General features: G+C 38.0%; 17 protein-coding genes. 11 read left to right on the top strand and 6 right to left on the bottom strand.

Annotation, left to right across the window (positions count from 1 at the left end; all coding sequences use genetic code 11):
- Nucleotides 1–21: 21 nt before the first annotated feature.
- Nucleotides 22–3,975 carry an ExeM/NucH family extracellular endonuclease gene (locus H4J39_RS19250; RefSeq protein WP_182225671.1) on the bottom strand — a complete coding sequence of 1,318 codons (3,954 nt, stop codon included), beginning with the start codon at nucleotides 3,973–3,975 and terminating at the stop codon, nucleotides 22–24.
- Nucleotides 3,976–4,455: 480 nt separating this feature from the next.
- Entirely contained in the window at nucleotides 4,456–5,814 is a 1,359-nt protein-coding gene (nhaA, locus tag H4J39_RS01510; protein ID WP_182225670.1) for a Na+/H+ antiporter NhaA, read from the bottom strand.
- Nucleotides 5,815–6,246: 432 nt separating this feature from the next.
- Here nhaA and H4J39_RS01505 point away from each other — a divergent pair, with 432 nt between their 5' ends.
- Both H4J39_RS01505 and H4J39_RS01500 read left to right on the top strand, forming a co-directional pair.
- Nucleotides 6,247–6,993, top strand: a complete 747-nt coding sequence (locus H4J39_RS01505) for a PRC-barrel domain containing protein (protein WP_182225669.1) — start codon at nucleotides 6,247–6,249, stop codon at nucleotides 6,991–6,993.
- A gap of 163 nt (nucleotides 6,994–7,156) precedes the next feature.
- A complete protein-coding gene (locus H4J39_RS01500) occupies nucleotides 7,157–8,542 on the top strand; it encodes a lyase family protein (protein WP_182225668.1) in 1,386 nt (461 codons plus the stop codon).
- Nucleotides 8,543–8,661: 119 nt separating this feature from the next.
- Here the strand turns inward: H4J39_RS01500 and H4J39_RS01495 are convergent, their stop codons facing one another.
- The 3 genes from H4J39_RS01495 to H4J39_RS01485 all read right to left on the bottom strand — a co-directional run bounded on the left by H4J39_RS01495 (nucleotide 8,662) and on the right by H4J39_RS01485 (nucleotide 12,278).
- Nucleotides 8,662–9,534, bottom strand: a complete 873-nt coding sequence (locus H4J39_RS01495; protein WP_182225667.1) for a GGDEF domain-containing protein — start codon at nucleotides 9,532–9,534, stop codon at nucleotides 8,662–8,664.
- 107 nt (nucleotides 9,535–9,641) lie between these two features.
- A complete protein-coding gene (locus H4J39_RS01490) occupies nucleotides 9,642–10,418 on the bottom strand; it encodes a PRC-barrel domain containing protein (protein ID WP_182225666.1) in 777 nt (258 codons plus the stop codon).
- 210 nt (nucleotides 10,419–10,628) lie between these two features.
- Nucleotides 10,629–12,278, bottom strand: coding sequence for an acetolactate synthase large subunit (locus H4J39_RS01485; RefSeq protein WP_182225665.1), 1,650 nt, complete (start codon nucleotides 12,276–12,278; stop codon nucleotides 10,629–10,631).
- A 486-nt stretch (nucleotides 12,279–12,764) separates the two neighbouring features.
- Here H4J39_RS01485 and H4J39_RS01480 point away from each other — a divergent pair, with 486 nt between their 5' ends.
- Nucleotides 12,765–13,418, top strand: coding sequence for a hypothetical protein (locus H4J39_RS01480; RefSeq protein WP_182225664.1), 654 nt, complete (start codon nucleotides 12,765–12,767; stop codon nucleotides 13,416–13,418).
- A 127-nt stretch (nucleotides 13,419–13,545) separates the two neighbouring features.
- A complete protein-coding gene (locus H4J39_RS01475) occupies nucleotides 13,546–13,917 on the top strand; it encodes a VOC family protein (protein ID WP_182225663.1) in 372 nt (123 codons plus the stop codon).
- Between the two features lie 281 nt (nucleotides 13,918–14,198).
- Here H4J39_RS01475 and H4J39_RS01470 read toward each other — a convergent pair whose 3' ends face one another.
- Nucleotides 14,199–14,750, bottom strand: coding sequence for a regulatory protein RecX (locus tag H4J39_RS01470; RefSeq protein WP_259368716.1), 552 nt, complete (start codon nucleotides 14,748–14,750; stop codon nucleotides 14,199–14,201).
- A gap of 396 nt (nucleotides 14,751–15,146) precedes the next feature.
- Between H4J39_RS01470 and radA the strand changes: the two genes are divergently transcribed.
- The 7 genes from radA (at nucleotide 15,147) to sbcB (ending at nucleotide 25,258) form a co-directional block, all read left to right on the top strand.
- Nucleotides 15,147–16,523: a DNA repair protein RadA gene (gene radA, locus H4J39_RS01465; RefSeq protein WP_182179777.1), complete on the top strand. Its 1,377-nt coding sequence runs from the start codon at nucleotides 15,147–15,149 to the stop codon at nucleotides 16,521–16,523.
- A 214-nt stretch (nucleotides 16,524–16,737) separates the two neighbouring features.
- Complete coding sequence (locus H4J39_RS19025) at nucleotides 16,738–16,860, top strand: hypothetical protein (RefSeq protein WP_259368715.1); 123 nt, start codon at nucleotides 16,738–16,740, stop codon at nucleotides 16,858–16,860.
- Nucleotides 16,861–17,243: 383 nt separating this feature from the next.
- Nucleotides 17,244–18,830 (top strand): methyl-accepting chemotaxis protein, encoded by a 1,587-nt coding sequence (locus H4J39_RS01460; RefSeq protein WP_182225662.1) that lies wholly within the window; start codon nucleotides 17,244–17,246, stop codon nucleotides 18,828–18,830.
- A gap of 73 nt (nucleotides 18,831–18,903) precedes the next feature.
- Entirely contained in the window at nucleotides 18,904–19,680 is a 777-nt protein-coding gene (locus tag H4J39_RS01455; protein WP_259368714.1) for a transposase, read from the top strand.
- A 531-nt stretch (nucleotides 19,681–20,211) separates the two neighbouring features.
- Entirely contained in the window at nucleotides 20,212–21,003 is a 792-nt protein-coding gene (fdhD, locus tag H4J39_RS01450; protein WP_182225661.1) for a formate dehydrogenase accessory sulfurtransferase FdhD, read from the top strand.
- A gap of 12 nt (nucleotides 21,004–21,015) precedes the next feature.
- Nucleotides 21,016–23,307 carry an FdhF/YdeP family oxidoreductase gene (locus H4J39_RS01445; protein WP_182225660.1) on the top strand — a complete coding sequence of 764 codons (2,292 nt, stop codon included), beginning with the start codon at nucleotides 21,016–21,018 and terminating at the stop codon, nucleotides 23,305–23,307.
- Between the two features lie 475 nt (nucleotides 23,308–23,782).
- On the top strand, nucleotides 23,783–25,258 hold the full coding sequence (gene sbcB / locus H4J39_RS01440) for an exodeoxyribonuclease I (protein ID WP_182225659.1): 1,476 nt from the start codon (nucleotides 23,783–23,785) through the stop codon (nucleotides 25,256–25,258).

Raw genomic sequence — 25,258 nt, 5'->3', positions numbered from 1 at the left:
TTGATTAACTTAAAATTATTTTTATTGTGTTGCACAGCGCGAACGCGTACACAAAGACATTAATGCTCTTCCATCACGACCATTTACTACGTTGTCTTGATTAAAGTCGTATTTAATATCGTTAAGCTCGCCGCTGCGGATCAGCATCGAGAACTCTCTAACATCATTTATATCAATATCACCATCTGCATCAAAATCACCTACCAGCTCAACTTGACTATTTAAGTTAAGTAAAACGATAACGGGATCATGGTCTGATGCTCGATAAGCATCTTCAGCAAAATATTTTGATAATTGCTCTGATGATTTAAATTCGGTGTTGTAATCGAAAATACGAGGTTCATCAGCGTTGATATGCCAAACCGTTGTATCAACGACTTGCCTAGCCAAATCATCACTGGCTAGAGCATGATCTAAGTAACCTATTTCACCACCAAAACTATAAGAATAACCTGCACTGCCCATATGCTCAGCGACCAAGTTATGGTAATTACTGGCTGTTATCGCATTGATTGGATCTTCTTTACCGTAAGCATTTAAGTCACCAATAATAAGAAAATCAGTATCTGCAGATCCCGTAGGGTTAGTATTTAACCAGGCTGCTAATGCGCTGCCTGCTTGAGTTCTCAGTTCATTCCAGCATCCTTGTCCATCACCTTGATCAAGGTTATTACCCGAAGCACTGCCACAACTGCCTTTTGACTTAAAGTGATTAACGGCAATCGTTAATGTTTCATCAGTCGCAATTTCTTTAAACGTTTGTACAAGCGGTTGACGATTACCAAAATCAAATGGACTCTGACTTGTCGTGACCGCATTACCGATTAAGGCAACGGTCGCTGGCTTATAAAGTAAACCCACGGTAATTGCATCACCACCGACACCAGCTTGATTAAGGCTAACGTAGTTATATGCTCCTTCACCTAACTTGAAATTTAACTGCGAAACAAGTTCAGCAATAGCACTAGTACTGGCAAAACCATCGTTTTCTAGTTCCATTAAGCCAACAATATCGGCATTAATTTCAACAAGAGCAGAAACAATTTTACTACTTTGACGGGTAAACTCTTCAAAAGTATCAGCCCCTCTAGCGGTTGGAAAACCTTGACCCTCATCGTCTCCATTAAAGTAATTGAGTACATTAAAGCTAGCGACTTTTAAAGAACCACCTCCGCTAATATTGGGTTGTGACGTTCTCGCATTACTCGCGCTAAATTGTGGTGTTACTGTAGGTAAAACACGGAAGGTACTGTAGCTATAATCAATAACTCCGGTTAAGTTAGCAACGGAATCGCCTAAACGTAGCGTATTCTGATAACTTAACCCTGGCGCAGGAAATGCCACGTTATCAGGGTTTTGCGTATTATTCATATCGTCGAGGGTGATACGATTTCGGCTATTTTTATCCGCTAAAGCAATAGCTTGTTCACTGCCTGCGTTATAAATATTGGTAGGAAGTATCAAGCGTCCATTTGATAAGGTTAACTGACCAAAGCGTGCCAAGTTATAAGTATCACTAACTTTTAATGTCTCAGAAAAACTAACCGCCATACCTTCTATTGTTTCCCAATAGTCGTTACTAGTAACAGGTAAAGACACCATTGTCGCTTCAATAGATTCACCCACACCACAATCAACAAAAGGCGTGGTCGCGGTCAATTGTGTACGACCAAAATTTTCTTTAACGGTACCGTTTATTCTGACTTTATTACCTTGGGTAGGAAAGTTTGTAATATTACTAAAATAAACAAAAATGGCTTCAGAGGTTGTGGTATCAGCATCAGTGTCAACGGCTTCTTCTTGCACAAAGTAACCATTTAAACTTGGCACAGCAAAAGTAACGGTACCTTCAATAACCTTAACCTCGCCAATAACAGTTGAATCACTGCCGCTGCCTTGAATGGTATGAATAAAATCAGCTTCATCACCACACATACCTATGACAGGCGAGTCACTGGGCTCTGTAGTTGGTGGCGCTGATAGATGTACGCCTAAATTCTCAAAAGTATCTTTTGGATTTGACTGCCATTGGTCAGCTTTAATAAATTCATCTGTTCGGTCGCTGTCACCCGAGTTTACTGAAGCTAAACGAACTAATGAAGTATCTTTACCCCAATTTTGTCTAACGCCGTAAGTGCCAACATTATCAATAATGATATCGCCATGAACAAGTTCGATATAATCATCACCGTTGAAATTAATAGCACTAACAAAATGGTCAATATAAGGGATTAAGGTAGAGTCATCTGCGATTTGAGTTGAACCAAGTACTACAACATCATTGGCAAGTAACTGCCCTGTTAATGTATAGCTACTGGTGACAGATAGACTGCCATTAGCATAAAAGTTGAATTGGTAATCGCCTAAAGCAATCGTTTCATTGGTAGGGTTATAAATCTCTACCGCTTTATTATAGCCTGACCCTTCAATATATTCAGAGAAAAACAAATCAACGCCGGGCTCTACTGGGTCAACCGGGTCAACCGGGTCAACCGGGTCAACCGGATCTACTGGGTCGACAGGATCAACATTAGAACATGATGAACTATAAAGTGTTGAAATCCACTCAGGGTGGTCAATAAACGGGTTACGATTTCCTTGAAACTCATAAATTTTGTTATTTCGGTTAATTTCAAATTCATCAACAGGGTCTGCTTCGCTCCACGCTAAAAGCGTACATAATTTACCTAACTTTGGCTCACCACCAGAAGTTAGCATATCAACAACTTGTAAATCAGGTGTCACCGAGTCTAATCCGGCATAGCGCGTATCCATATATAGCACTATACGTGCAACATCACCTTTTACTGCCCCTCTTGGCTCAAAAGAATTACCGTCGACACGATTTTCTGGTGACTCTGGTAAAGGTGCGTCACTGTTATCAAAGTCTAAATTACCTCTTGATGAGTTAACCGAAATATCAGTAGGTCGTAAGTGATGAATATCTGAATAAGCACGTGCACTAGAACTTGGGAAACCATGGCTTTTTGCCCATACATGTTCGCGATTCCAGTTATCTGGGTTTGTTGATTGTGGACCGCTACCGTTTGAGAATTTTGCTTTAGAAATGCCACGGTAAAATAATATAACATTATCGGCGTTAAGGGGATCTTCATCGGTAACCGTTAAAGCGGTCCAGGCTTCTGAATAAGTTAATTGCTTATGATTGGCAGAAATAACATCATTGATGTTAATGCGTATCACCTCTGCACTTTGTTCAGAATTGATCGCATTAATAACGGGTGCATAATAAGTAGCATCATCAAATTCAGCTGCACTTGCTATCCGGCCCAAGTCCGGGCAGTTAAAGCAAGCATCAGTGACTAGGTTACTATCATCATTGCCTCCTCCATCTACAATACCCGAAGTAATAAAAACATCATCTAAACGGATGTATTCACTGCCTGAATTATTAGCCATCGACACTTTAACTTGCAAAGTGCTTCCTTCAGGAATGACTTGGGTGATGGTAACCGAAGTAAAGTCATCAATTAACGTATGACTATCATTTCCCTTACCTTGCCAGTTCTCTACCCTGACAAAGGGACCGTTATCTATAGCGTATGAAAGATCAAAAAAGTCTGCTGATTCGTGATTTCCATTTTCCTCAGCTAAAACAGATAGCTGAATGTTAGTCTTTCCTTCAATGCTAATAGGCTCTGACAGCCAATCAACACGACCATCGACATCTCTTGCCTCAAGGTTGCTATTGGTTACTTTAAACCAATCACTGTTCGCCGTTAATTGAGCATTACTAACATCGATAGACCAACGCGTAACACCGCTCATATCAAGGGTATCAAACACGGCACCTTTATTATTTAACTGTGTGTCATTGAAATCTTCTGACCATAGTGTTTCGCCACTAAATGCACTATGAGTAACGAAGGTTGAAGCAACACAAAGTGCGATCAAACTTAAATTTAACTTACCATGGCCGAAAAATCGACTTGGCTTTGCCTGACTAGTATTCATTCTATCTCTCCAGATTTGTAATTACTATTAGCTAAAAAAGACGCCTGTTGGTTAAAGTTCCAACTTTATACTGAACGTCCAATGTTACAGTTTTGTTATTTTTCTATAAGATTTTTGAAAATATTGACCAAATAGTCAACCATTAATTTCATGAAAAACAGTGACTCCTATAAAAGTCATCCAAGTGGTCAGGTAGAATAAGGGATGCAGGCTGATTTTATTTTGCACAAAAAATCAACAAATAAGTGAGTAGCTTGTTATTAAAGAAGACAAAGGAAGTGAAAAAATATTAATAAATAAAAGAGATCACGATATGTCATCTCTCATCGTTAAACTGACGGTAAATACGCATGATAAATTAAGGAGTAAAGCGGGTAAATGCCTCCATGTTAATCAACTATAAAATAGTGACGTACGACGATGGTATCAAGAGCATATGCAAATAGAGATGGTTAGCCCCTAATTAAAAAAATAATTGAATCAATCTTTAGCGGTGAAGAACAAAATAATAGCCCCAGCAACACCGGCAATTAATGAACCAAAAAGAATACCCAATTTTGCTTGTTCAATAAGTGCAGCTTGTCCCTCAAATGCTAATGCCGATATAAACAATGACATTGTGAAACCCACACCTGCCAAAAAGCCGATACCCATTATATGAGAAAATTTCACACCTGATGGTAACCTCACTACCCCCATTTTTAAGCCTAACCATGCAAAAAGACTAATACCAATACCTTTACCGAACACCAACGCAAATATAATAGCCAAAGTAACCACCGTGTCGTTAAATTCAGGGAGTACCGTAGGCAACATTACTCCCGCATTTAAAAAAGCGAACAAGGGTAAAATAATAAGGCTGACCGGTTTATCAAGTGTATAACCCCAGCGTAATATCGGCGCGGTTGTTTGCTTAGCAATATCTTCAGCTTTAACCGCGAGCGCATGTTGTTGTTCATTTTCAAGAATAGGCGTGTCAAGGGTGTCAGCTTTTTTAAAGTCTTCAATGACGTTTTGCATTTTACGACGAAACCATACTTTATTGGCATAAGGACGTGTTGGCACCATCATGGCAGCTAACAGACCTGCGGTTGTTGCATGTACACCTGACTGAAGAATAAACCACCAAAGAAAAATCCCACCCGTTAAGTAAAAAACAGGTTTTCTTATACCTAGGAGATTTATAATAAACATAACGAATAATGTGAACCCTGCCCAAAGAAGTGACTGAACAACAATTTGTTCGGTATAGAAAAAACCAATAACAGCAACCGCTCCCATATCATCAACAATCGCTAGACCAGTGAGTAAAATATAAGCAGCTCGAGGCGCTTTTGCTCCAAGCAGTGTGAGAATGCCAATGGCAAACGCAGTGTCTGTGGCCATCGGTATGCCCCACCCCTGATAAGCATCAGAACCGCTACTCCAGATAATAGTTATATAGATAAGTGCAGGTAGTACCATGCCACCTAATGCCATAACAATCACTAATGCCGCATCTTTTAAATCGCTAAGTGCGCCGACTAAACATTCATATTTAATCTCTAAGCCCAAAATGAAAAAAAACAACACCATTAACCCGTCATTTATCCAATAATGTATAGAGTGGCTTATTTCCAAATTGCCAATCGACATGGTTAATTTTAATGCACTTATGGCTTCATAACTTTGCTCCCATCCTAAATTAACCATGAGAATAGCGGCTATTGCTGAAATAAGTAATACGATTCCTGCTACGATCTGGCTATTAATAAATGACTCAAAAGGTAGAGAAAATTTAAGAAATTTACGCTCTAGCGGCGCATGCTCTCGACTTTCTTCTTTTATTTCATAACTCATAAATATGTCTCCATAATTTTATTATGTGTTTTTTCTTAATCGAAGCGTGTATCCAAAAATCATTATTGACTTAAATATATTCAAGCATTACATCAAGTAGCAGAGCTTATAATAAAAGAAAAATTACGTTTCATAGGCGAGTTTTTTGTATGGGTATTGAAAATGCCAAACAGCTTAATATATATCAGTCTACCATTCACAAACGTTTAGTACAGAGCCCATTTTAACCTAATATAACCTGTACGGTAACGCACAGAGCTATAGATGATGAGGCGATACAATTTGGCTGCAATATAATTAGTATTCAATTATTTAATCGGTATCACCTGTGACCGTGATTGTCTTAAGCAACTGTTTTTCTTAAGACTGAGCCGTTAACGTTGTTTGATTAAAGTCAGTTGTGAAATCTAATTCATCAGTCAGGAGAAAGTAATGTTAATCAATTTAAAAACATTAAGCGGTAGTACTATTCATGCTTTAGAAGGTGATATTGGACAAGTCAAAGATGTCTATTTTGATGATAGACATTGGACCATAAGGTTTTTGGTCGTTGATATCCAACCATGGGTACCATTAAGTACAAAAACGTTGATAAGCCCAATTTCATTACTCGATTTCAATGCCAAAGAGCACAGACTGAATGTGTCCATCTCAAAAGAGAAAGTTAAAAACAGTCCTCAAATCGAAGAACATGAAACGGTTTCTCGTGAATTTGAAAAGAGCTATTTTGATTATTATGCCTATGGATACTATTGGGTAGGACCAAGAGCATGGGGAGAATATGCATATCCTATGGCTTTAAATACTCAAAATATCACGCCAATAGATAACCAGCAAAATGATGAAGCTAAAACAAGTAATCATCTTCGTTCGGCTAATGAGATTATGCATTACGGTATAGATGCTTTAGATGATAAAAAAGGTTATATAAAAGACTTAATATGGGATACCTACAATTGGTCACTGCGTTATCTTGTCGTTGATACACGTGATTGGTTACCCGGAGGTAAAAAAGTGCTTATTTTGCCTGAACATCTTGAAACTTTAAATTGGCAAGATAAAACAGTCACCTGTAACCTTGATTTGGAAAAGATAAAATCTTGCCCTGAATATGAAGTCGATAAATTGAATGATGCAGATTATCTCAAAGCGGTTAAAAACATACTAATGTCTAATTAATAATCCTATTGAATTTACTCTTCTTAACCTTACTCTATTATTACGAGTAAGCGGTTTCTTAAAAATAGAAGCTTTTATAAATATTAATATTAATATTGCTCACAAGCGTAACATTTTTTAGCGAGTGGCTTTATTCCACGAGCCAAAAAACAAGGACAGCGAAATGCAAAAAAAAGACGACAACACAATGTCCAATAACAAGCATATAACCGAGTGTTTATATGGCAGTGAAACAGCCAAAGCATTGACTAATTTCACCATTAGTGATCTAAAAATGCCACGCTCATTTCTTTGGGCATTGGGAACGATAAAAGGTAGCTGTGCACAGGCGAATCAAGAGTTGGGACTGCTCGATACAGATAAATCTGCTGCGATTCAATTAGCGGCTAAGGAAATTGCTGATGGCTTTCACGACAATCAATTTCCCATTGACGTATTTCAAACAGGCTCTGGTACCAGCACGAATATGAATGCTAATGAAGTCATTGCTTCATTAGTCAAGTTAGCTAGTCAGAATACAATCAACGTTCATCCAAATGATGATGTGAACATGGGGCAAAGTTCTAACGATGTGATCCCTTCTTGTATTCATTTAAGTGCCGCAAAACTTGTCGCGGAACAGTTACTGCCTTCGTTAGATCACTTGCGTAGCACATTAAATGAAAAAGCCAATGAACATCATGACACCATAAAAACAGGCCGTACGCATTTAATGGATGCAATGCCGCTGAGTTTTGCCCAAGAGATAAGTGGTTGGAGTGCTCAAGTTAGCTATGCACATGAACAGCTTAAAAATAGCTTATTTAGTTTATGCAAGCTTGCTATTGGTGGCACTGCAGTTGGCACAGGTGTTAACACACATCCAGATTTTGCCGCTATTGTTACTCGCCTATTAACAGCAAAAACAGGGTTAACATTTATTGCCGCTGAAAATTACTTTAGAGCAATAAGTGCTCAAGACACGGCCGTACATTTAAGTGGCTTACTTAAAACTACCGCGGTTAGTCTGAGTAAAATTAGCAATGATATTCGTTGGCTTAGCAGTGGACCATTAAATGGTTTAAATGAAATACAGCTATCTGAACGTCAAAAAGGTAGCAGTATTATGCCAGGTAAAGTGAACCCTGTGATACCTGAGTCGGTATTAATGGCCTGCACGCAGGTAATAGGAAATGACACAACCATTACCTTAGCAGGACAATCGGGTAATTTTCAGCTCAACACCATGTTACCTTTAATTGCTCATACTTTAGTGCAAAGTATTCAACTGCTCAGTTCAAGCAGCACTGCACTTGCCGATAAAGTTATACAAGACATGAGTGTAAATCATTTGATGATTAATCAAAATTTAGTCAAAAACCCTATGTTAGCCACCGCATTAACAAACTTGATCGGCTATGAAAAAAGCGCAGAAATCGCCCAAAAAGCCTATGCACAGAAAAGAAGCGTCTTAGATGTTGCCAAAGAGCTAACCGATATAAGCGAAACAGAACTTGTTGCCCTATTAGACCCAAAAACACTCATAGGTAACGGTGGTGCAATTAAATAGTCAGCATTTGTACTCAATTTAACTGATACAGAGTCAATATAATTTAATGAAAAGTATTTCCTAACTACTTACACAATAGTTAGCTATTTTACACGGTAGTGTCGTTTCAATGTACTTTGTTAATCAGAGGAGCCAAGCATTTTTCCGACACTATTTTTACCACTACCTTTGACCTTATACATTACATCGTCAGCTTGGCGAATTAACTCAGATGCGGTGATAACATCCGGATCGCGTATAGATGAAACACCAATACTCACGGTTATCTTTGGTCCATTTTCCGAGAAGTATCTATTCACTTCCATTCGCAACCTTTCTGCCATTTCAGCGGCTGAATCAATCGCAGTATCAGGGAAAACAATAACAAACTCTTCGCCCCCATAACGCACAGGGAAATCGGCATCACGAATAGTTTTTTTGATTATTCTCCCCAGCTTTTGTAGTATCTCGTCACCAAATTGGTGTCCATAAGCATCGTTCACTTGCTTAAAGTCATCGATATCTAACATAAGCAGGGAAAGGCTTTTGTTATACCTACTATGTTCAGCGACCATCTGTTCCAACATAAAGTCCAATACACCATGCAAGTATAGTCCGGTCAATGCATCACGGGTTGCCATAGCCGCTGCGGCTTCAATGCGTAAATCCCCCATTATTTTTGGGCTAGAAATATCGCCAGAAATATTAGAGAGATAGTCAAGCGCGGACACAAGCATACCCATATCACGGTTAAGTTTCTTTTTTAAATTTTTTCTATGTTTAACGATTTTATGCCAAAGGTTCGATGCTTTTTTTTCTGTATAAATCTCATGCGTCAAACGGAACATCAACTCTGAAAATGTATGGCCAATAGAAGCATCCAAATACCCCTTTAACAAAGCAGGTTTACGCGAGAACTTATCAATTGAGTCTGAGGTGAGTCTGTCAGTTGATTCAATATCAACGAGCATCCGTTTTGTATTATCATCCGGTAATGAATTGTCAGAGTTCATAATAGCCTCATTTATATCTAAAGCGCTAAGTACGATTCATAAATACCTAATAAAAATACCAAGCGAGTGGTGAATAATTTTTTGTTTAACTCATTTTTCATCCCTGTTTATAATCGGTCTTTGAGATCTTGTGAGTATTTTGAATCTTGCGAAAGATCATAATACTGACGAAGATGAATTTCATACTGAGGATCAACAAGTCGTTCCAAATCAAAAGGTGGACTTTCCTTTATTTTTTTTGCACTTACATTAACCACTATAGAACCCTCAGCCCAGTTTACTGCTTTGATACATTTATGACTAATCAGAACTTTATATCCACCGGGTAACCAATTACGTGTATCGACAACAATATAAGGAATGCTCCAATCCTCATCATTTAAAATAAAACCATCAATATGGCCAATTTTTTGGTCCGTAGCATGTATCTCATATCCCTTGACCTCATCTGTTGATCGCAAATGTCGATCTTCAGCTTTAACCTGAGTTGAGTCTTTAAGTACGTTAGCGTCAACTAAAGGTGATGGGCTAGGATAACCTTCCCATAGAGCTTTATCTGTCCAATGATTACCATAACCATAGTATTTAAATAACTCAGATTCATATAAATGAGATATCGGTTGATGTTCATCAAGTGCAGGACTATTTTTAACTTCTTCTCGGGTTAAATTAATGGGAAATTGATGTTCTTCCCACTTAGGAACACAGAGGGATATAGGGCTGATTAATATTTTTCTCCCGCCAGGAAGCCATTTATTGGTGTCAGCCACCATATAACGCACTCCCCAGAACTTGTCGTCAAAGAGAAAATATTTACAACGCCCTATTTCTTCATCAATACCTTGAAGTTGGAAACGTATAATTTCATTAAGACTTCGTAACATCGACTACTCTCCTATATTCATTAAGGTTTTATTTATAAATAAGTAATACCTTAACCATACAAGGTGTCATGACTTTTTGTATGTACGCCAGCACACCGAGGTTTAAAATTTTTAACTATAAACATTCAGTGTGATCATGACTGTTTCGCTATTGACATTATTGTCTATGCACAGCTTAAATTTTCAATGATGTTGCCAATGTAACGTGACTTATTGCTCGTTGACTAAGCGGCTTTTTTCTTGGATCTCGTGATGCAATATTCTGTCATTTTCTGAGTAATCCACAGCAACATCGATAACATGAACCCCTGCTGTGGCAAAGCAAACGTTCAGTAAGGGAATAAGTGCATCACTGTTTTCAACTCGATGACCATGTGCACCGTAACTTTCAGCGTATTTTACAAAGTCAGGGTTTCCATAATCTAAGCCGAAATTTTTAAAACCCATATTTTCCTGTTTCCATTTAATCATCCCATACGCGTCATCTCGAAGAATTAGCACGATGATATTTACTTTTAAACGTACCGCAGTTTCAAGTTCCTGAGAGTTCATCATAAAGCCACCGTCACCACAAATCGCCATCACTTTTCTATCGGGGTAAACAATACTTGCCGCTATTGCAGAAGGTAACCCGGCCCCCATCGTAGAGAGTGCATTGTCGAGTAAAACCGTATTCGCTTGATAGGCTTTATAATTGCGAGCAAACCAGATTTTATATACTCCATTGTCTAGTGCTATGATCCCGTTTTCTGGCATTATTTTTCTGATATCGGCAACAATACGCTGTGGATACATCGGGAACCTACTGTCATTTATTCCTTCACTTAAATGTTGCTCAACATGCTCTTTTACACTCAAAAAGTATGAGAAATCCCATGTTTCTTGCACGTTAATATTTTCACACAATTGCCAAACACTATTGGCAATATCGCCAATAACCCCCTGTTGTGGATAGTAAACAGCATCTACAGATGCCGTAGTGTAATTGACGTGAATAACCTTGAAGCCTCCTTTTTCCATAAAAAAAGGCGGTTTTTCAACCACATCATGGCCAACATTAATGATTAGATCTGAATGTTCTATAGCGCGGTGTAAAAAATCCCCAGAAGACAAAGCGGCATTACCTAAAAAGAGCGGGTCACGTTCATCAATCACGCCTTTGCCCATTTGCGTGCTAAAAAAAGGAATACCAGTTTTACTGACAAATTCACGTAACATCTTCGAGGTAGTTTTTCGATTAGCGCCTGCACCAATTAATAGCAGCGGGGATTTCGCTTGTTCAATCATTTTAACCGCCGCGCAAACTGATTTTTCTTCTGCTATTGGTCGTCGATAGCAGCTCTTTTGAATGATAGGTGCATCAGTTACATCACCAGCAATATCTTCTGGAAGTTCTATGTGAGTAGCACCTGGGCGCTCTTCTTCAGCGAGTCGAATGGCCTCACGCACCCTGGCGGGAATTAAATCAGCGCCGCCGATCTGACGAGTATATTTTGTGATTGGCCGCATCATGTCAACCACATCAATAATTTGAAATTGTCCCTGTTTACTGCTCTTAATGGGCTTTTGTCCCGTGAGCATCAACATAGGCATAGCACCTAATTGCGCATAAGCCGCCGCTGTTACTAAATTAGTTGCGCCCGGTCCAAGCGTAGACATGCAAACCCCAGCTTTGCCTGTCAAACGACCATAAGTGGCTGCCATAAATCCAGCAGCTTGTTCATGACGAGTTAAAATAAGTTTGATATTAGAATCGACAAGTGAGTTAAGAATATCGAGGTTTTCTTCACCGGGTATACCAAAGATGTATTCAACACCTTCAGCTTCTAAGGCTTTTACAAATAGATCTGATGCTTTCATAAAACGTCTCCATTAGACGAAAAGTTACGGCCTTTTTGGTTATTCTGCCGACGACATTTATTTCAACTTCATCTTATACTACTACATAAATTAGCTTCTACAGTTAATCAGCTGACTTAAATAGCAAATGAAATAGATCTATAGTTAACAGGAAAATGTGGCTTGAGTTAAATGAAGTTTATGTATGAAAACGATTAAAGCGGAGAATAAATTGCTATATTTTTTCTAATGAATTATCCCTTTCACATTACTGAGAAGTCTTAGAAATAACTAGATAATATTCATCTGTACGCCTAACGGGCTGATATTAATAGCAATAACATTAAGTGCTCTTTTGGATATTACTGAAACTTCTCAGTAATATCCAAACTATGATAAAAATTAAAATTTGTATTTCCTAAATCCATGAAATTATGGGATATTATATTCCAAAGCCTGAGGATCAGGTTTATATTATTATAATGTAAATTATTAAAGGGAATTATTATGCTTTTGTTTCACATCATGGCTGGTTCATTTGTTCTATTATTTGGTATAGGCGCTTTGATTTTCAGTAAAGGGGAAACATTACATAGGTATTCTGGTAATTTGTTTTTCTTGTCACTGTTATTAATGGCAGGAAGTGGAGCCTACTTTGCCGATGACCCTACGATCGCTATTTCATCTGTATACTTCGCTTCAACCGCATGGATTATCGTTCTGAGGCCAGAAAATAAAACAGGTGTTTTTGACATAATAGCTTTCATTGTCATTTCAATAATAAGTGCAAACTTCTTTTATGCAGCAATCACATCAGAACCAGGCTTCATGGTTACTATGTTCTATATATTTGGAAGTGTTGCTTTGATTGCAGCACTTCTTGATTTGAATATGATTATTAGAGGTGGAATATCAGGTGCTCACCGCATCGCACGACATTTGTGGCGTATGTGTTATGCGTTATTAGGAGCGGTCCTTTCCTTTGTTGCTAACACGTCAGATAAATGGCCTAATTTCATTGATGCAAACTTACCAATTTATTTTTTAATTGTAATAATGTTTTATTGGTTAATTCGCGTATTATTTACCAAGTGGTTTGTTAAAACAAAAGATGTAATTGGGCAGAGTACTAATCTTTTTAATAGTAAGTTTAGTGAATAGCTACAGAGTATAACAAGCAAGTCAACAAGGACTAAACACAGCGGGCTGTTCACTTCGATCCATTTAGCCCACTATTTTTAGCCTGTTATTTCGGCGTTAGTGTTGTAATCAAACAATGGAGTGTAAAATGGAATTAGGTGCATTTTCAGTAAGTTTATCGGTTAATAAAATAGAAGAATCAAAAGTGTTTTATCAAAAAATTGGCTTCGAGATAGTTGGCGGAGATCAATCTCAAAATTGGTTAATACTTAAAAACGGTGATCATACTATAGGTTTATTTCAAGGGATGTTTGAAGGTAATATAATGACTTTCAATCCTGGTTGGGATAAAAATTGCAAAACACTAGGATCACACACTGACGTTAGAGAGCTATTAAAAGAGTTTGAAGCTCAAGGCGTCAATATATTACAAAAATCTATTGCTGGTGAAAGCGGTCCCTCTAGTTTCTCTATTAAAGACCCTGACGGTAATTCCATCCTAATTGACCAGCATGTGTAAACAACACCAACAAGCAAATTAAGACGGGACTGCTAACAGTTTGCTCGGCTCCGCTTCGCTACATTTTAGCTAACTATTATTTGCCTCTTAATGGGGTGTTATCGATACAAAAACTAATTCTAATTCAATGCTACCTCACCAGTGCTAACGTCAGCTTTATGGTAAAAGTGATCAATCTCATTTGGTGATTGGTAATATCAATCATTATGCGCAGTCACATTTTCAGAAGCAGTTATGTCATTTTTGATAACAACACCCGCTTAGTTAGCGCTTAAACTAACTTATTCTTCGTCAGGCGTATAAGTAATGGCTTTATTAGCAATTGAATATGAAAACCCTTTGGTAGCTGTTAAATGACGTAGAGCTTTTTGCTTTAACTTTATATCTGAGATAGGTTCTTCGCCAAACTTTCTTATTTTTAGCGCTAATGCTTTATCAAAATAATCATCTTCTGTGGTTTCAAGTTCGTTTATGCAGTCATTAATCGTTGCTGATTGAAAACCTTTTGCGTAAAGCTTCTCTTTTATTTTATTTGGACCTATCTTACTCTCGGCAAGACTCATCGTGAGCCTTTTTGCATAACGAGCATCGTCTATAATTTCATGCTCAATTAAATAATCTAGGGCGGTTTGATTAAACTGTGTATCCTCTTTAAATAACAAATTTGCTTTTTGCAGTAAAGATTTTGCTGAATAATCGCCATATCTCTCGATCATCCACATCATATATGATTGAACGCGCTTATAAGAAATCTCTTGAGGCTTCGTACTTTTTTTACTTTTATTGTTATACATACCGTTACTTTTTATTAATGAACGTATATCGTTCAACATTCAACTGAAACACCCTAGGACTGATGTTTTTACATTAAAATCGCAGTAATATACTACCACGCTTTCAATGTTCTTAGTGTTCACCTAAGTTTCTAGTACATAATAATACCTTTAAGCAAAATGTAATCAATTAAAACCAACAGCATATAAATTTCATTCTACTTTATGTAATGGGCAACCAAGCGAGCTAAATTGAAAGCGATATATAAATCACTTATATTGACAAAGACTATATTTTTGCTTCTTCACCTGAGCTTGTGGTTAAATGCGCATCAGGAATTGGAATAAACTCATAACTTGTCAATCGATTGATCGTGTTGACTCTACTGACTTTCTCGTTAAATAATATAACTAGCGCGAAATAATAACCCTCACAAATACATTATTAAGAATATTATGGCAAAAGATAAAACAACTTATGTTTGCACTGAGTGTGGTGAAAATCATCCTCGATGGTTAGGTCAATGTTCAAGTTGTTCGGCTTGGAACAGCATTACAGAATTTAAAGAGTCCAAGGTTATAACACAGCGCACACCGAGTAAAAACGCTCACCGAGGTTACTCTAAAGAAGATGCAAAAATAGATAAATTGAGTGAAGTCTCTGATATGGACTTAACTCGATTTGATACCGGTAGCTCTGAATTCAATCGAGTGTTGGGCGGTGGTATTGTTGAAGGGTCTGTTATTCTTGTAGCAGGCGACCCAGGTGCGGGTAAAAGTACATTGTTGTTAAAAACATGCGCTCATTTAAGCCAAATCGGTAAATCTTTATACACCTCAGGCGAAGAATCTAAAGGTCAAGTAAGAGACCGAGGCTTAAGATTGCAAGCCGACATTTCTAAAATTGACATAATGAACTCCGGTGACGTTGAGCTTATCTGTAATGTCATGGTCACCGACGGTTATAAGTTCCTCGTTGTTGACTCTATTCAAACTGCATTTATTAGTTCACTGCCAAATTCTCCCGGCGGTGTTACTCAAGTCAAAGAATCAGCGGCTATGCTAAACCGACTAGCGAAAGAGCATGGCGTTACCGTTATATTAGTTTGTCATGTTTCTAAATCCGGAGATATGGCTGGGCCTAGAGTACTTGAGCACATTGGCGATTGTATGTGTAAAATAGAACCTGAAGCTGACAGTAAATACCGAACACTTAGAACCTCTAAAAACCGATTTGGTGACACCACAGAAATAGCCACTTTCGCCATGACAGCCAAAGGTATGCAAGATGTTGTAAATCCGTCGGCCATCTTTTTGGATAAAGATGGTGCTGAATCAAGTGGAAATATGGCCTATGCATCAAACGATACCGGCAGAACCTTATTAATCAATATACAATCACTTGTTACTGAGTCTCAGGCTGAGAACCCTATTAGGGGCGGTGTCGGTTTTGATTATAAACGCATGCAAATGCTGTTGGCCATATTGAGAAGCCGTATGGGTGTCAATATTGGTGGTAATGATATTTACGTAAACGTGGTCTCAGGTGTTAATTTAACCAAAGATGTTGGCTCGGATCTGCCTTTGATCCTCGCAATGATATCGTCATCAAGAGAACATAAATTTTCGGTCAATACTATCGCCTTTGGAGAAATAGGTTTAGACGGCAGTATAAGACCCGTACCTTCAGGTGAAGAGCGTGTCAAAGAAGCTATTCGTAACGACTTTAAAGTCATCATATTACCGAAAAGAAATTACAATAAACGCTTAGAAACTAAAGGCGTTACCTTAATACCCGTATCTCATGTTAAAGACGTGCTAGAGATTTTCTAACATCAGCCTTTGCACGTTAGCAATAAAGGTCAGCAACCTAATTAAACAATAATGTAGTTTGCTGACCTCAGATTGATGTTAGATAGATTAAGTCTGTAAACAAGCCCTATAAATACCCTTCCCTTCTTTGAGGATCACTCTGTTTTGTCATTCCTCTTTACTCATTTTTCAGATACCCTGGAGCTAATAAAGTATTAAGTTAAAAGGGATTTTAATGAATCAAACCGGACTCTATGAACAGCTAATAACTCAATTAGTTGAACAAAACTTAAATCGTAAAACCTTTCATGTTGGTGAACGGTTATTAGAGGCTGGTAGAGTCTTTTACTCGCCGTAGTAAACAACTAAAAATGATAATATAGTTTTTAGGTAAATAACTATTATCTATAGGTAATAATCATGAAATGGGAAGGTATTAGTCAATTTACTTATTTTGCAGAAAACAAAAATTTGCACAAGCGTTATAAAACCTAATTAGTGATGCTTACGAATGTTTTGTCAGATAAAATGATGATGAGGTAAGACGTCTTATCATAAGTAAATATTCACTTTTATTTGCTAAACATTAACACCAAGATTTAAGTAATAAAATGATACAGCTAACACTAAAGTCTACAGTGCATATTGCTTAATAATCATGTATTAATGTAATGATAAATAATGGATTAACTGAACTATTATCTATGACATCAATATCATAATTTTATAATGGGTAGGAATATGGAAAATAAATTACAAAAAACACTCCTTGTTTCATTGGTTATTACCATAATAATCACGTTAACCGCATATGCTAGCCATAAGGCTTTTTCTTCAATATTACTCTCGTCACTAACTGTATCAATTATTAGCTTTATTGTCGTATTTCTCTTTATAAGTCAAAATTATAAAACCATACAACAAGACACAACAACAAAAAAAAATGGTAACTTAACACAAGAATACCTTGCCAGTATTGGCCAGTCTATTGGCAGTACTGCGAGTGAATTAGCCATTAATTCTGCAGAGGTAAGCTTCTTTTTAAACCAATTGAGCCAAGCGATAGAAAAATCGAGTGAAGATGTCGACCGATTAGCAACTGCAGCAGAAGAAATGTCTGCTAACAGTAAACAAATAAATGACAATGCTTCATTAGCGTCAGAGCAAGCAAGTCTCGCAATGACCGCCAGCAGTTTAAGCTCCTCAAAGCTGAGCCAGAACATCGATATCGTTAATCAGCTTCATCATGCGGTTAGTACAGCCACACAGAAAATTGAATCATTGGCCGCTAAAACACAACAAATACAGAGTATTACTGATGTAATAGATGGCATATCGAGCCAAACTAATTTATTGGCATTAAATGCAGCTATAGAAGCTGCTCGCGCAGGCGAACAAGGTCGAGGCTTTGCGGTTGTTGCCGATGAAGTTAGAGCATTAGCAGGAAAAACAGCTGATGCTACTCGAAAAATTGGTGACATGCTTAAACAAATTAGTGATGAAACAAGCGAAACAACGCAAGTAATAGCGGAGATTGTTGAGAAAACTGATAGCGTTGTCGTTACCATGACCGACTTATCACAAGGTTTTCAAGAAATCGACCAGCTCATGGCTGATTCCTCAGGCGCCAGTGATCAAATAAGTCACGCTTTGAAAGAACAAGACTTAGCAGCTCATGAAATTTCTACGGCCATTGTAAATTTACATGACTTCTTAGTTAATAAAAGCCACGAAACAAATGCTGTATCAAAACAAGCAACAACAATGTCTAACGGTACTGAGTCAATTTTTGTGCAAATTTCTGGTTTTTCTAGTGAGACATTAATAAGTAACATGTGTAGTCAAGCGCAGCATACCGCCAATAAAATTGGTAAATTATTTGAACAAAGCATCCATAATAATAAAATATCAGAACAACAGTTATTTGATTTTAATTATAAACCACTAGGAGTTACCGAGCCCCCTAAATTTACCACCGGTTTTGATAAGTTCACAGATCAACATTTACCTGCCATTCAAGAGCCTTTATTAGCAGAGTTTTCTAATATGATTTATGCAGGCGCTGTCGATATTAATGGTTATTTTCCTACACATAATAAATGCTTTTCAAAGCCACTAACCGGTAATCAGCAAATAGATGTTATTAGTAATCGCACCAAACGTTTGTTTAATGATCCCACAGGGATCCGCTGTGGAAAACACACCGATAAATTTTTGTTACAGACCTACAAACGCGATACGGGTGAAATTATGCATGATGTTTCCGCACCTATTTTTGTTAATGGCAAACATTGGGGAGGATTTAGGATCGGTTTTAAAGCAAATTAGTATTTAGACTTTATAAACAAGAGATTAGGTCCTATTTTTACTTACTTTTCAGTTTGGTTAAATGGATGCTTACTTGTCCATCATATCTTTATTTCTTTATTTCTTTATTGATGAAGAAAAAGCGAAGCAGTGGACAATGACTGACGTACTTGTGCGTTGGCACCGCATAAACAAAGGCACGTTACTGACCAAACAATATTGCAACGGTGAGCGTTTAGCTAAACCCTTACTTGATGAGGTTAATGCAACCGCAGAGGTGTATCGAAAACGCCTGATGAAAATCAGTTGGTTTATGGGGTATATCAATGAAAGTATTGCAAGAGCGGCTAACCAAGAAGATAACTGCACAGATAGATTTTGGGAAGGACGCTTTAAATCCCAAGCGTTATTGGATGAAGCAGCGCTAGCGTCTTGTATGGCCTATGTTGATTTAAACCCTATTCGAGCCAATATCGCAAAGACACCAGAGAGCTCTGCCCACACCAGCATAAAACTTCGTTGTAAAAAGGCAAGAAATGGCCTGCAGCCAAAGACCCTATTTCCCTTTATTGGTAACCCCAGAAAAAACATGCCAAAGGGGCTACCTTTTGAACTCGCCGACTATCTTCAATTAATTGCGTTAACTGGCCGCTGTATTAGTGGAGATAAACGGGGTTTCATCGAACAAAAACAACCAGAGATACTCAAGCGATTAAATATTTCAGCGGACAACTGGTTAATCATCACCACCGAATTTAGAACACAATTTCATGGTGCTATCGGCCACGAAGATGTGCTTAGTGATTACTGCGAGCATCAGCAATTAAAGCAACGACATAACTTAAGCCATTGCAATAAACTCTTTGCTTGAAGACATTAAAAACAGGTGTGAATTATGGAACCATGATTTTGGGGAAATAACCTTGCCAAAAAATTATTATTTTGGAAGAAATTGACTACATCTTTCTTTAACACACAAATATATTGTCAAAATATCTCTTATAGGTGAGGACTCCATAAATGTTGAAGTATATTTGTCATATGTTTAGCTATTTAACGTGAGTATCTTATTAATTCTTTAGTAATTCTTTAGTAATTCTTTAATTCTTCTTTTGATTATTAGCTCACGGCTAGATTTAACCTCTTCTTTAAAAATAGTAAAAGTCATCTCATTAGTTTTGAATAAATTCACAAAAAAAAAGAATATACGGTTGAATATGGTATTGAAATTGATGATGTCTGGATAAAAATTAATACTATAGATCTAAATGTACTGGTTGAAAACACTGAGTGTTCGAGAAAATATGCTGGAGGTAATTAAAATCCTTACTGGTCCTATTGTATAATAGAATGGCTTTGTCGATAGTATGGCAAAGCGCCACTCTTTTAAGATAAAAACACTTTGGAGAATTTTATTATAGAGCATCTTAGCTGCACTAAACAAATTGCTGAACTTCCTCAGAAAGAGTTGCATCAAGCGCAGCTTACTGAGGCAGCAATTGCAATTAGTATTAATGGCATTAGCCAAGCGGTAATGATGGCATCTCCTGAGCATTTGGAAGACTTTGCACTTGGTTTTAGTTTAAGCGAAGGCTTAATTCATTCGGTTAACGAAGTTTTAGATATCATTGTTCAATCACATGTCTCTGGATGGCAAGTTGATATTCTGGTTTTAGCACGAGTTCAGCATCGATTAAAACAACGACGTAGAACGATGGCTGGGCCAAGTGGCTGTGGCCTTTGTGGCCTTGACTCTATTGAAGCTGCTATGTCATTAAATCAGCCTCATCAAAAAGAGATAAAATCGTTTCAATTACCCTCTGAGAAAATTATTATTCAAGCAAGAGATACCTTACCTAGTATTTTAAAAAAATCGGGGAGTATCAGAGGAAATCATTGCGCTGCATTTTTTGATTTATCTGCTAAAATGATCGCCTTTCGAGAAGATGTGGGTCGCCATTCAGCGTTAGATAAATTGCTGGGTTGTTTGTCGCATAAAAAACGACTGACTCATGATGGTTTTGCTTTAATAACAAGCCGCTGCAGTCATGATTTAATTGCCAAGGCAGCTCGCTTATCTCTCACAACGTTAGTCACGCTAGCACAGCCGACTGACTTAGCTGTTAATTCAGCTCGCAAATCACAAATAGCCTTATTTTGCTTCCAACATGGGCAACTAAAACGTTACGCCTAATAAAGGATTTATATGTCTAAGTCATCAAAAAACAATCCTGCCTATTCTTCACCTGCTGGTGGTTGGGGAGCACTAAGAAGCTCAGCTAAACACTTAATTCAAAGTGAAAATGCCGCGAAAAGCGTTAAAGCATTACTCAGAGCAAATCAGCCAGGTGGTTTTGATTGTCCTGGTTGTGCATGGGGTGATTCTACCACTGCCGGGAAAGTAGACTTCTGTGAAAATGGCGTTAAAGCCATTGCATGGGAAGCCACCAGTAAACGTGTTGATAGCAATTTTTTCAAACAGTATTCAATAACAGAATTACAACAATGGGATGATCATTCACTAGAGAAAAGTGGCCGTTTAACCCAACCAATGTATTACGATGGAATAAGTGATCACTACCAGCCAATTGATTGGCAAGAAGCTTTTAAAGTAATTGGCACTAGCCTGCAGCAACTTTCCTCCCCCAATGAAGCATTATTGTATACCTCTGGTCGAGCGAGTAATGAAGTGGCCTACTTATATCAGTTATTTGGTCGAGTATTAGGCACAAATAACTTTCCTGATTGCTCTAATATGTGTCATGAAGCCTCTGGCATAGGCATGACAAATAGTCTAGGTACAGGTAAAGGTACGGTGACTATGGACGATTTTTCTAAAGCTGACGCCATTTTTGTCTTCGGCCAAAACCCAGGCACTAATCATCCTCGTATGTTGGGAACCTTGCGTGAGGCAAGTAAACGCGGAGCTAAAATTGTCTCCGTTAACAATTTAAAAGAACGTGGATTGCAAAAGTTTTCAGACCCACAAAGCCCAAAAGAAATGATCTTCTTAACGGGGACTACCATCAGTCAATATTATTTCACCCCTCGCTTAGGCGGAGACATGGCGTTATTACGTGGCGTCGCTAAATGTTTATTTGAAAAATTTGAGCATGATAAATCAGTGCTCGATATCGACTTTATCAATAAACATTGCCATGGTTTTGAAGCATATCAACAAAGTGTTGCGGCAAGTGAATGGGACAAAATTCTTGATCAATGTAGTTTAACTCGAGAAAATATTGAACAGATAGCAACAATATATGCCAGCAGTAATAAGGTTATTTTCACTTGGGCGATGGGTATTACCCAACACCGCCACTCTGTCGCTACAGTGCGAGAGTTAGTGAACGTACTAATGCTCAGGGGTAATATTGGCAAAGCAGGGGCTGGCGCATGTCCGGTACGCGGTCATTCAAATGTGCAAGGTAATCGTACTATGGGGATCAATGAAAATCCGTCAATGGACTTTCTTGATGCACTAGAGAATCGTTACTCCTTTAATGTTCCTCGTGATAATGGCTTTAATACTGTTGAGTCTATTCATGCCATGCTTGAGGGTAAGGCTAAGGTATTTATTGCCTTAGGCGGTAACTTTTCAGCGGCAACACCCGATACCACACGTACTCACAAGGCCTTAAAAAAGTGTGACTTAACCGTACAAATCAGTACTAAATTAAATCGAAGCCATGTGATAACAGGTAAACGTGCGCTAATTCTCCCGTGCTTGGGCCGTACAGAAATAGATCGTCAATCTAGCGGTGAACAATGTATTACGGTAGAAGACTCAATGAGTATGGTACACAGTTCAACGGGTCAAAATGAACCAGCAGCTAACACTCTTCGCTCAGAAACAGCTATTGTTGCTGCAATAGCCATGGCATCAGTAGGCGATAAAATAGTCGATTGGAATACGCTGGCCGGTAATTACGGGTTAATTCGTAAAGAAATAAGTGCTGTTATACCCGGTTTTGATGACTATAACACCCGAATAAAAGCAGGTAGAGGTTTCCACCTAGAAAATTCAGCAGCACAACGTCATTGGCGTACTCCAATAAAAAAAGCCATTTTTAGTGATGCTAGATTACCAGACCAATTAGTACATGAACGTGCACAGTTAATCACTAAAAGGCCGGTACTAACGCTGCAAACACTGCGTTCACACGATCAATACAACACCACTATTTATGGAATGGATGATCGTTACCGTGGTGTATATGGTGAACGTAATATCATCTTTATGAGTGCAAAAGATATAGATAAACAGGCATTAAAAAATGGAGATTATGTCAAAATAACAACCGTATCAAACGATGGCATAGAACGTTCGCTCTCTAATTTTAAAATTGTTGAATACCTTATCCCCCCAGGGTGTGTGGCTGCCTATTATCCAGAAACAAATCCCTTAGTGCCGTTAGAAAGTATCGCTGACGAATGCGGTACCCCAACATATAAATCGATACCAATATCTATTGAAAAAATGAATAACCATCAATAGGTCTTAGCTAGATATATCGGTTACCTATCAAGAACGATAAAATATGCTTATTGATTGATAACCGATAGAGTTAAATTCATATAGCTGAATTAAAACTACGAGGCGCGACTGGTGTGACCTAATAACAAACCTTTAAGTGATGTACTTTACTTCGTACCTCACTCAATGACATGCTAGGGTAATATCTAATGTTAAGCGAATAGGCTTATTATTAAATTTATATCGATATTGCTAAACAACTTTACCTTTTTAGATACCCTAGGACTTATAGAGTCTTGATCAGTGACCTCAGGGGGTTATCTTATTGTTTGTCCTGTAGCTTCTTTAATTCTTTTTCTGTAAGCTTCATATTTTATGCAGACACATAAAAAATTTATGTTGGCAGCTGTGTGTATAAAAATTTAAAACATCATTTAATGACAATAAAAAAACAATAACAAACAACAGTAGATTGATTAAAGGCCAGTAAATACGGATGACTAAACAATATTCTCCAGTAAAGAACGATACCAGTAACCAAGCTACAATCCTTTGGCACGATTATGAAACTTTCGGTATATCGCCGAAGTTTGATAAACCGTCTCAGTTCGCTGGTATACGTACCGATCATGATTTAAACATTATTGGTAAACCAGAAATGTTTTATTGTCGGCCGCCACAAGATTATCTTCCGCAGCCGGAAGCTTGTTTAGTTACGGGTATTACTCCGCAGAAAGCTCAGCAAGAAGGTTTATCTGAGGTTGAGTTCGCTGAACGTATTCATACGTTATTTACCCAACCTGATACCTGCGTTGCTGGCTATAACAGTATTCGTTTTGATGATGAATTTACCCGTTATCTGCTTTATCGTAATTTTTACGACCCTTATGCCCGGGAATGGCAAAATGGTAATTCTCGTTGGGATATTATTGATATGGTGCGTGCTTGTTATGCCCTTCGCCCTGAAGGTATCAACTGGCCAACCGTTGAGCGAGATGGTGAACAAGTGGTTAGTTTTCGTCTTGAGTTACTAACTAAAGCCAATGATATTGCTCATGAAGCCGCCCATGATGCGATGAGCGATGTTTATGCCACTATTGCGATGGCAAAGTTGATTAAAGAAAAACAGCCTAAGCTTTATGATTTTATTTTTAATCTGAGAAATAAAAAACAGGTTGCTGAATTAATTGACGTTTATAATATGACGCCGATTGTGCATACCTCGAGTAAAATTTCATCTGAGCACGGTTGTACCAGCTGGTTCGCCCCTTTTGCTTATCATCCTGTTAATAAAAATGCCATTATCGCCGTAGACTTAGCGTTAGATCCACAGCCATTATTTGAGTTAAGTAGCGATGAAATCAAAGCGCGATTGTATACTCGACACGATGAATTAGCCGATGACGAATTACCCATCCCCATAAAACTTATTCATCTCAACAAGTGCCCTATTGTTGCGCCAGCAAAAACATTATTGCCTGAAAATGCCGAACGTTTGAAGATCCCTCGCGAGCTTTGTTTAGCAAATTTGGCTAAGTTAAAACAGCATTTAGAAGTAAGAGATAAATTAGCGGAAGTTTTTGCCGCCGAAGACTATAGCGACCAAGCAAAACCAGACGCTGAGCATTCCTTGTATGGAGGTAATTTCTTTTCGCACGCTGACAAAGCACAAATGGATATTTTGCGTGAACTTTCACCTGAACAATTAGCGACTCACCCGTTTATTTTTCAAGATGAACGATTAATGCCTTTATTGTTTTTATATCGAGCCAGAAATTATCCATTAACCTTAAGCAGTGCTGAACAACAAAAATGGCAGCAACGTTGCCAAGACAAAATTCAGTTTGGTGGTAAAGGCTTATTAAGTGCTGATGAATTTATGATCACTTTAGAAAATTTAGCGCATGAACATGAGAGCGATGCAGGGAAAATGAAGGTGCTTAAAGCGCTTTATCAATACTTACAGTCTTAA

The sequence above is a fragment of the Colwellia sp. Bg11-12 genome, from assembly GCF_014076955.1.
In the GTDB taxonomy this organism is placed as follows: domain Bacteria; phylum Pseudomonadota; class Gammaproteobacteria; order Enterobacterales; family Alteromonadaceae; genus Colwellia_A.
Note: the sequence above shows the minus strand (reverse complement) of the source record. Positions and strands in the feature narration are given on the sequence as shown.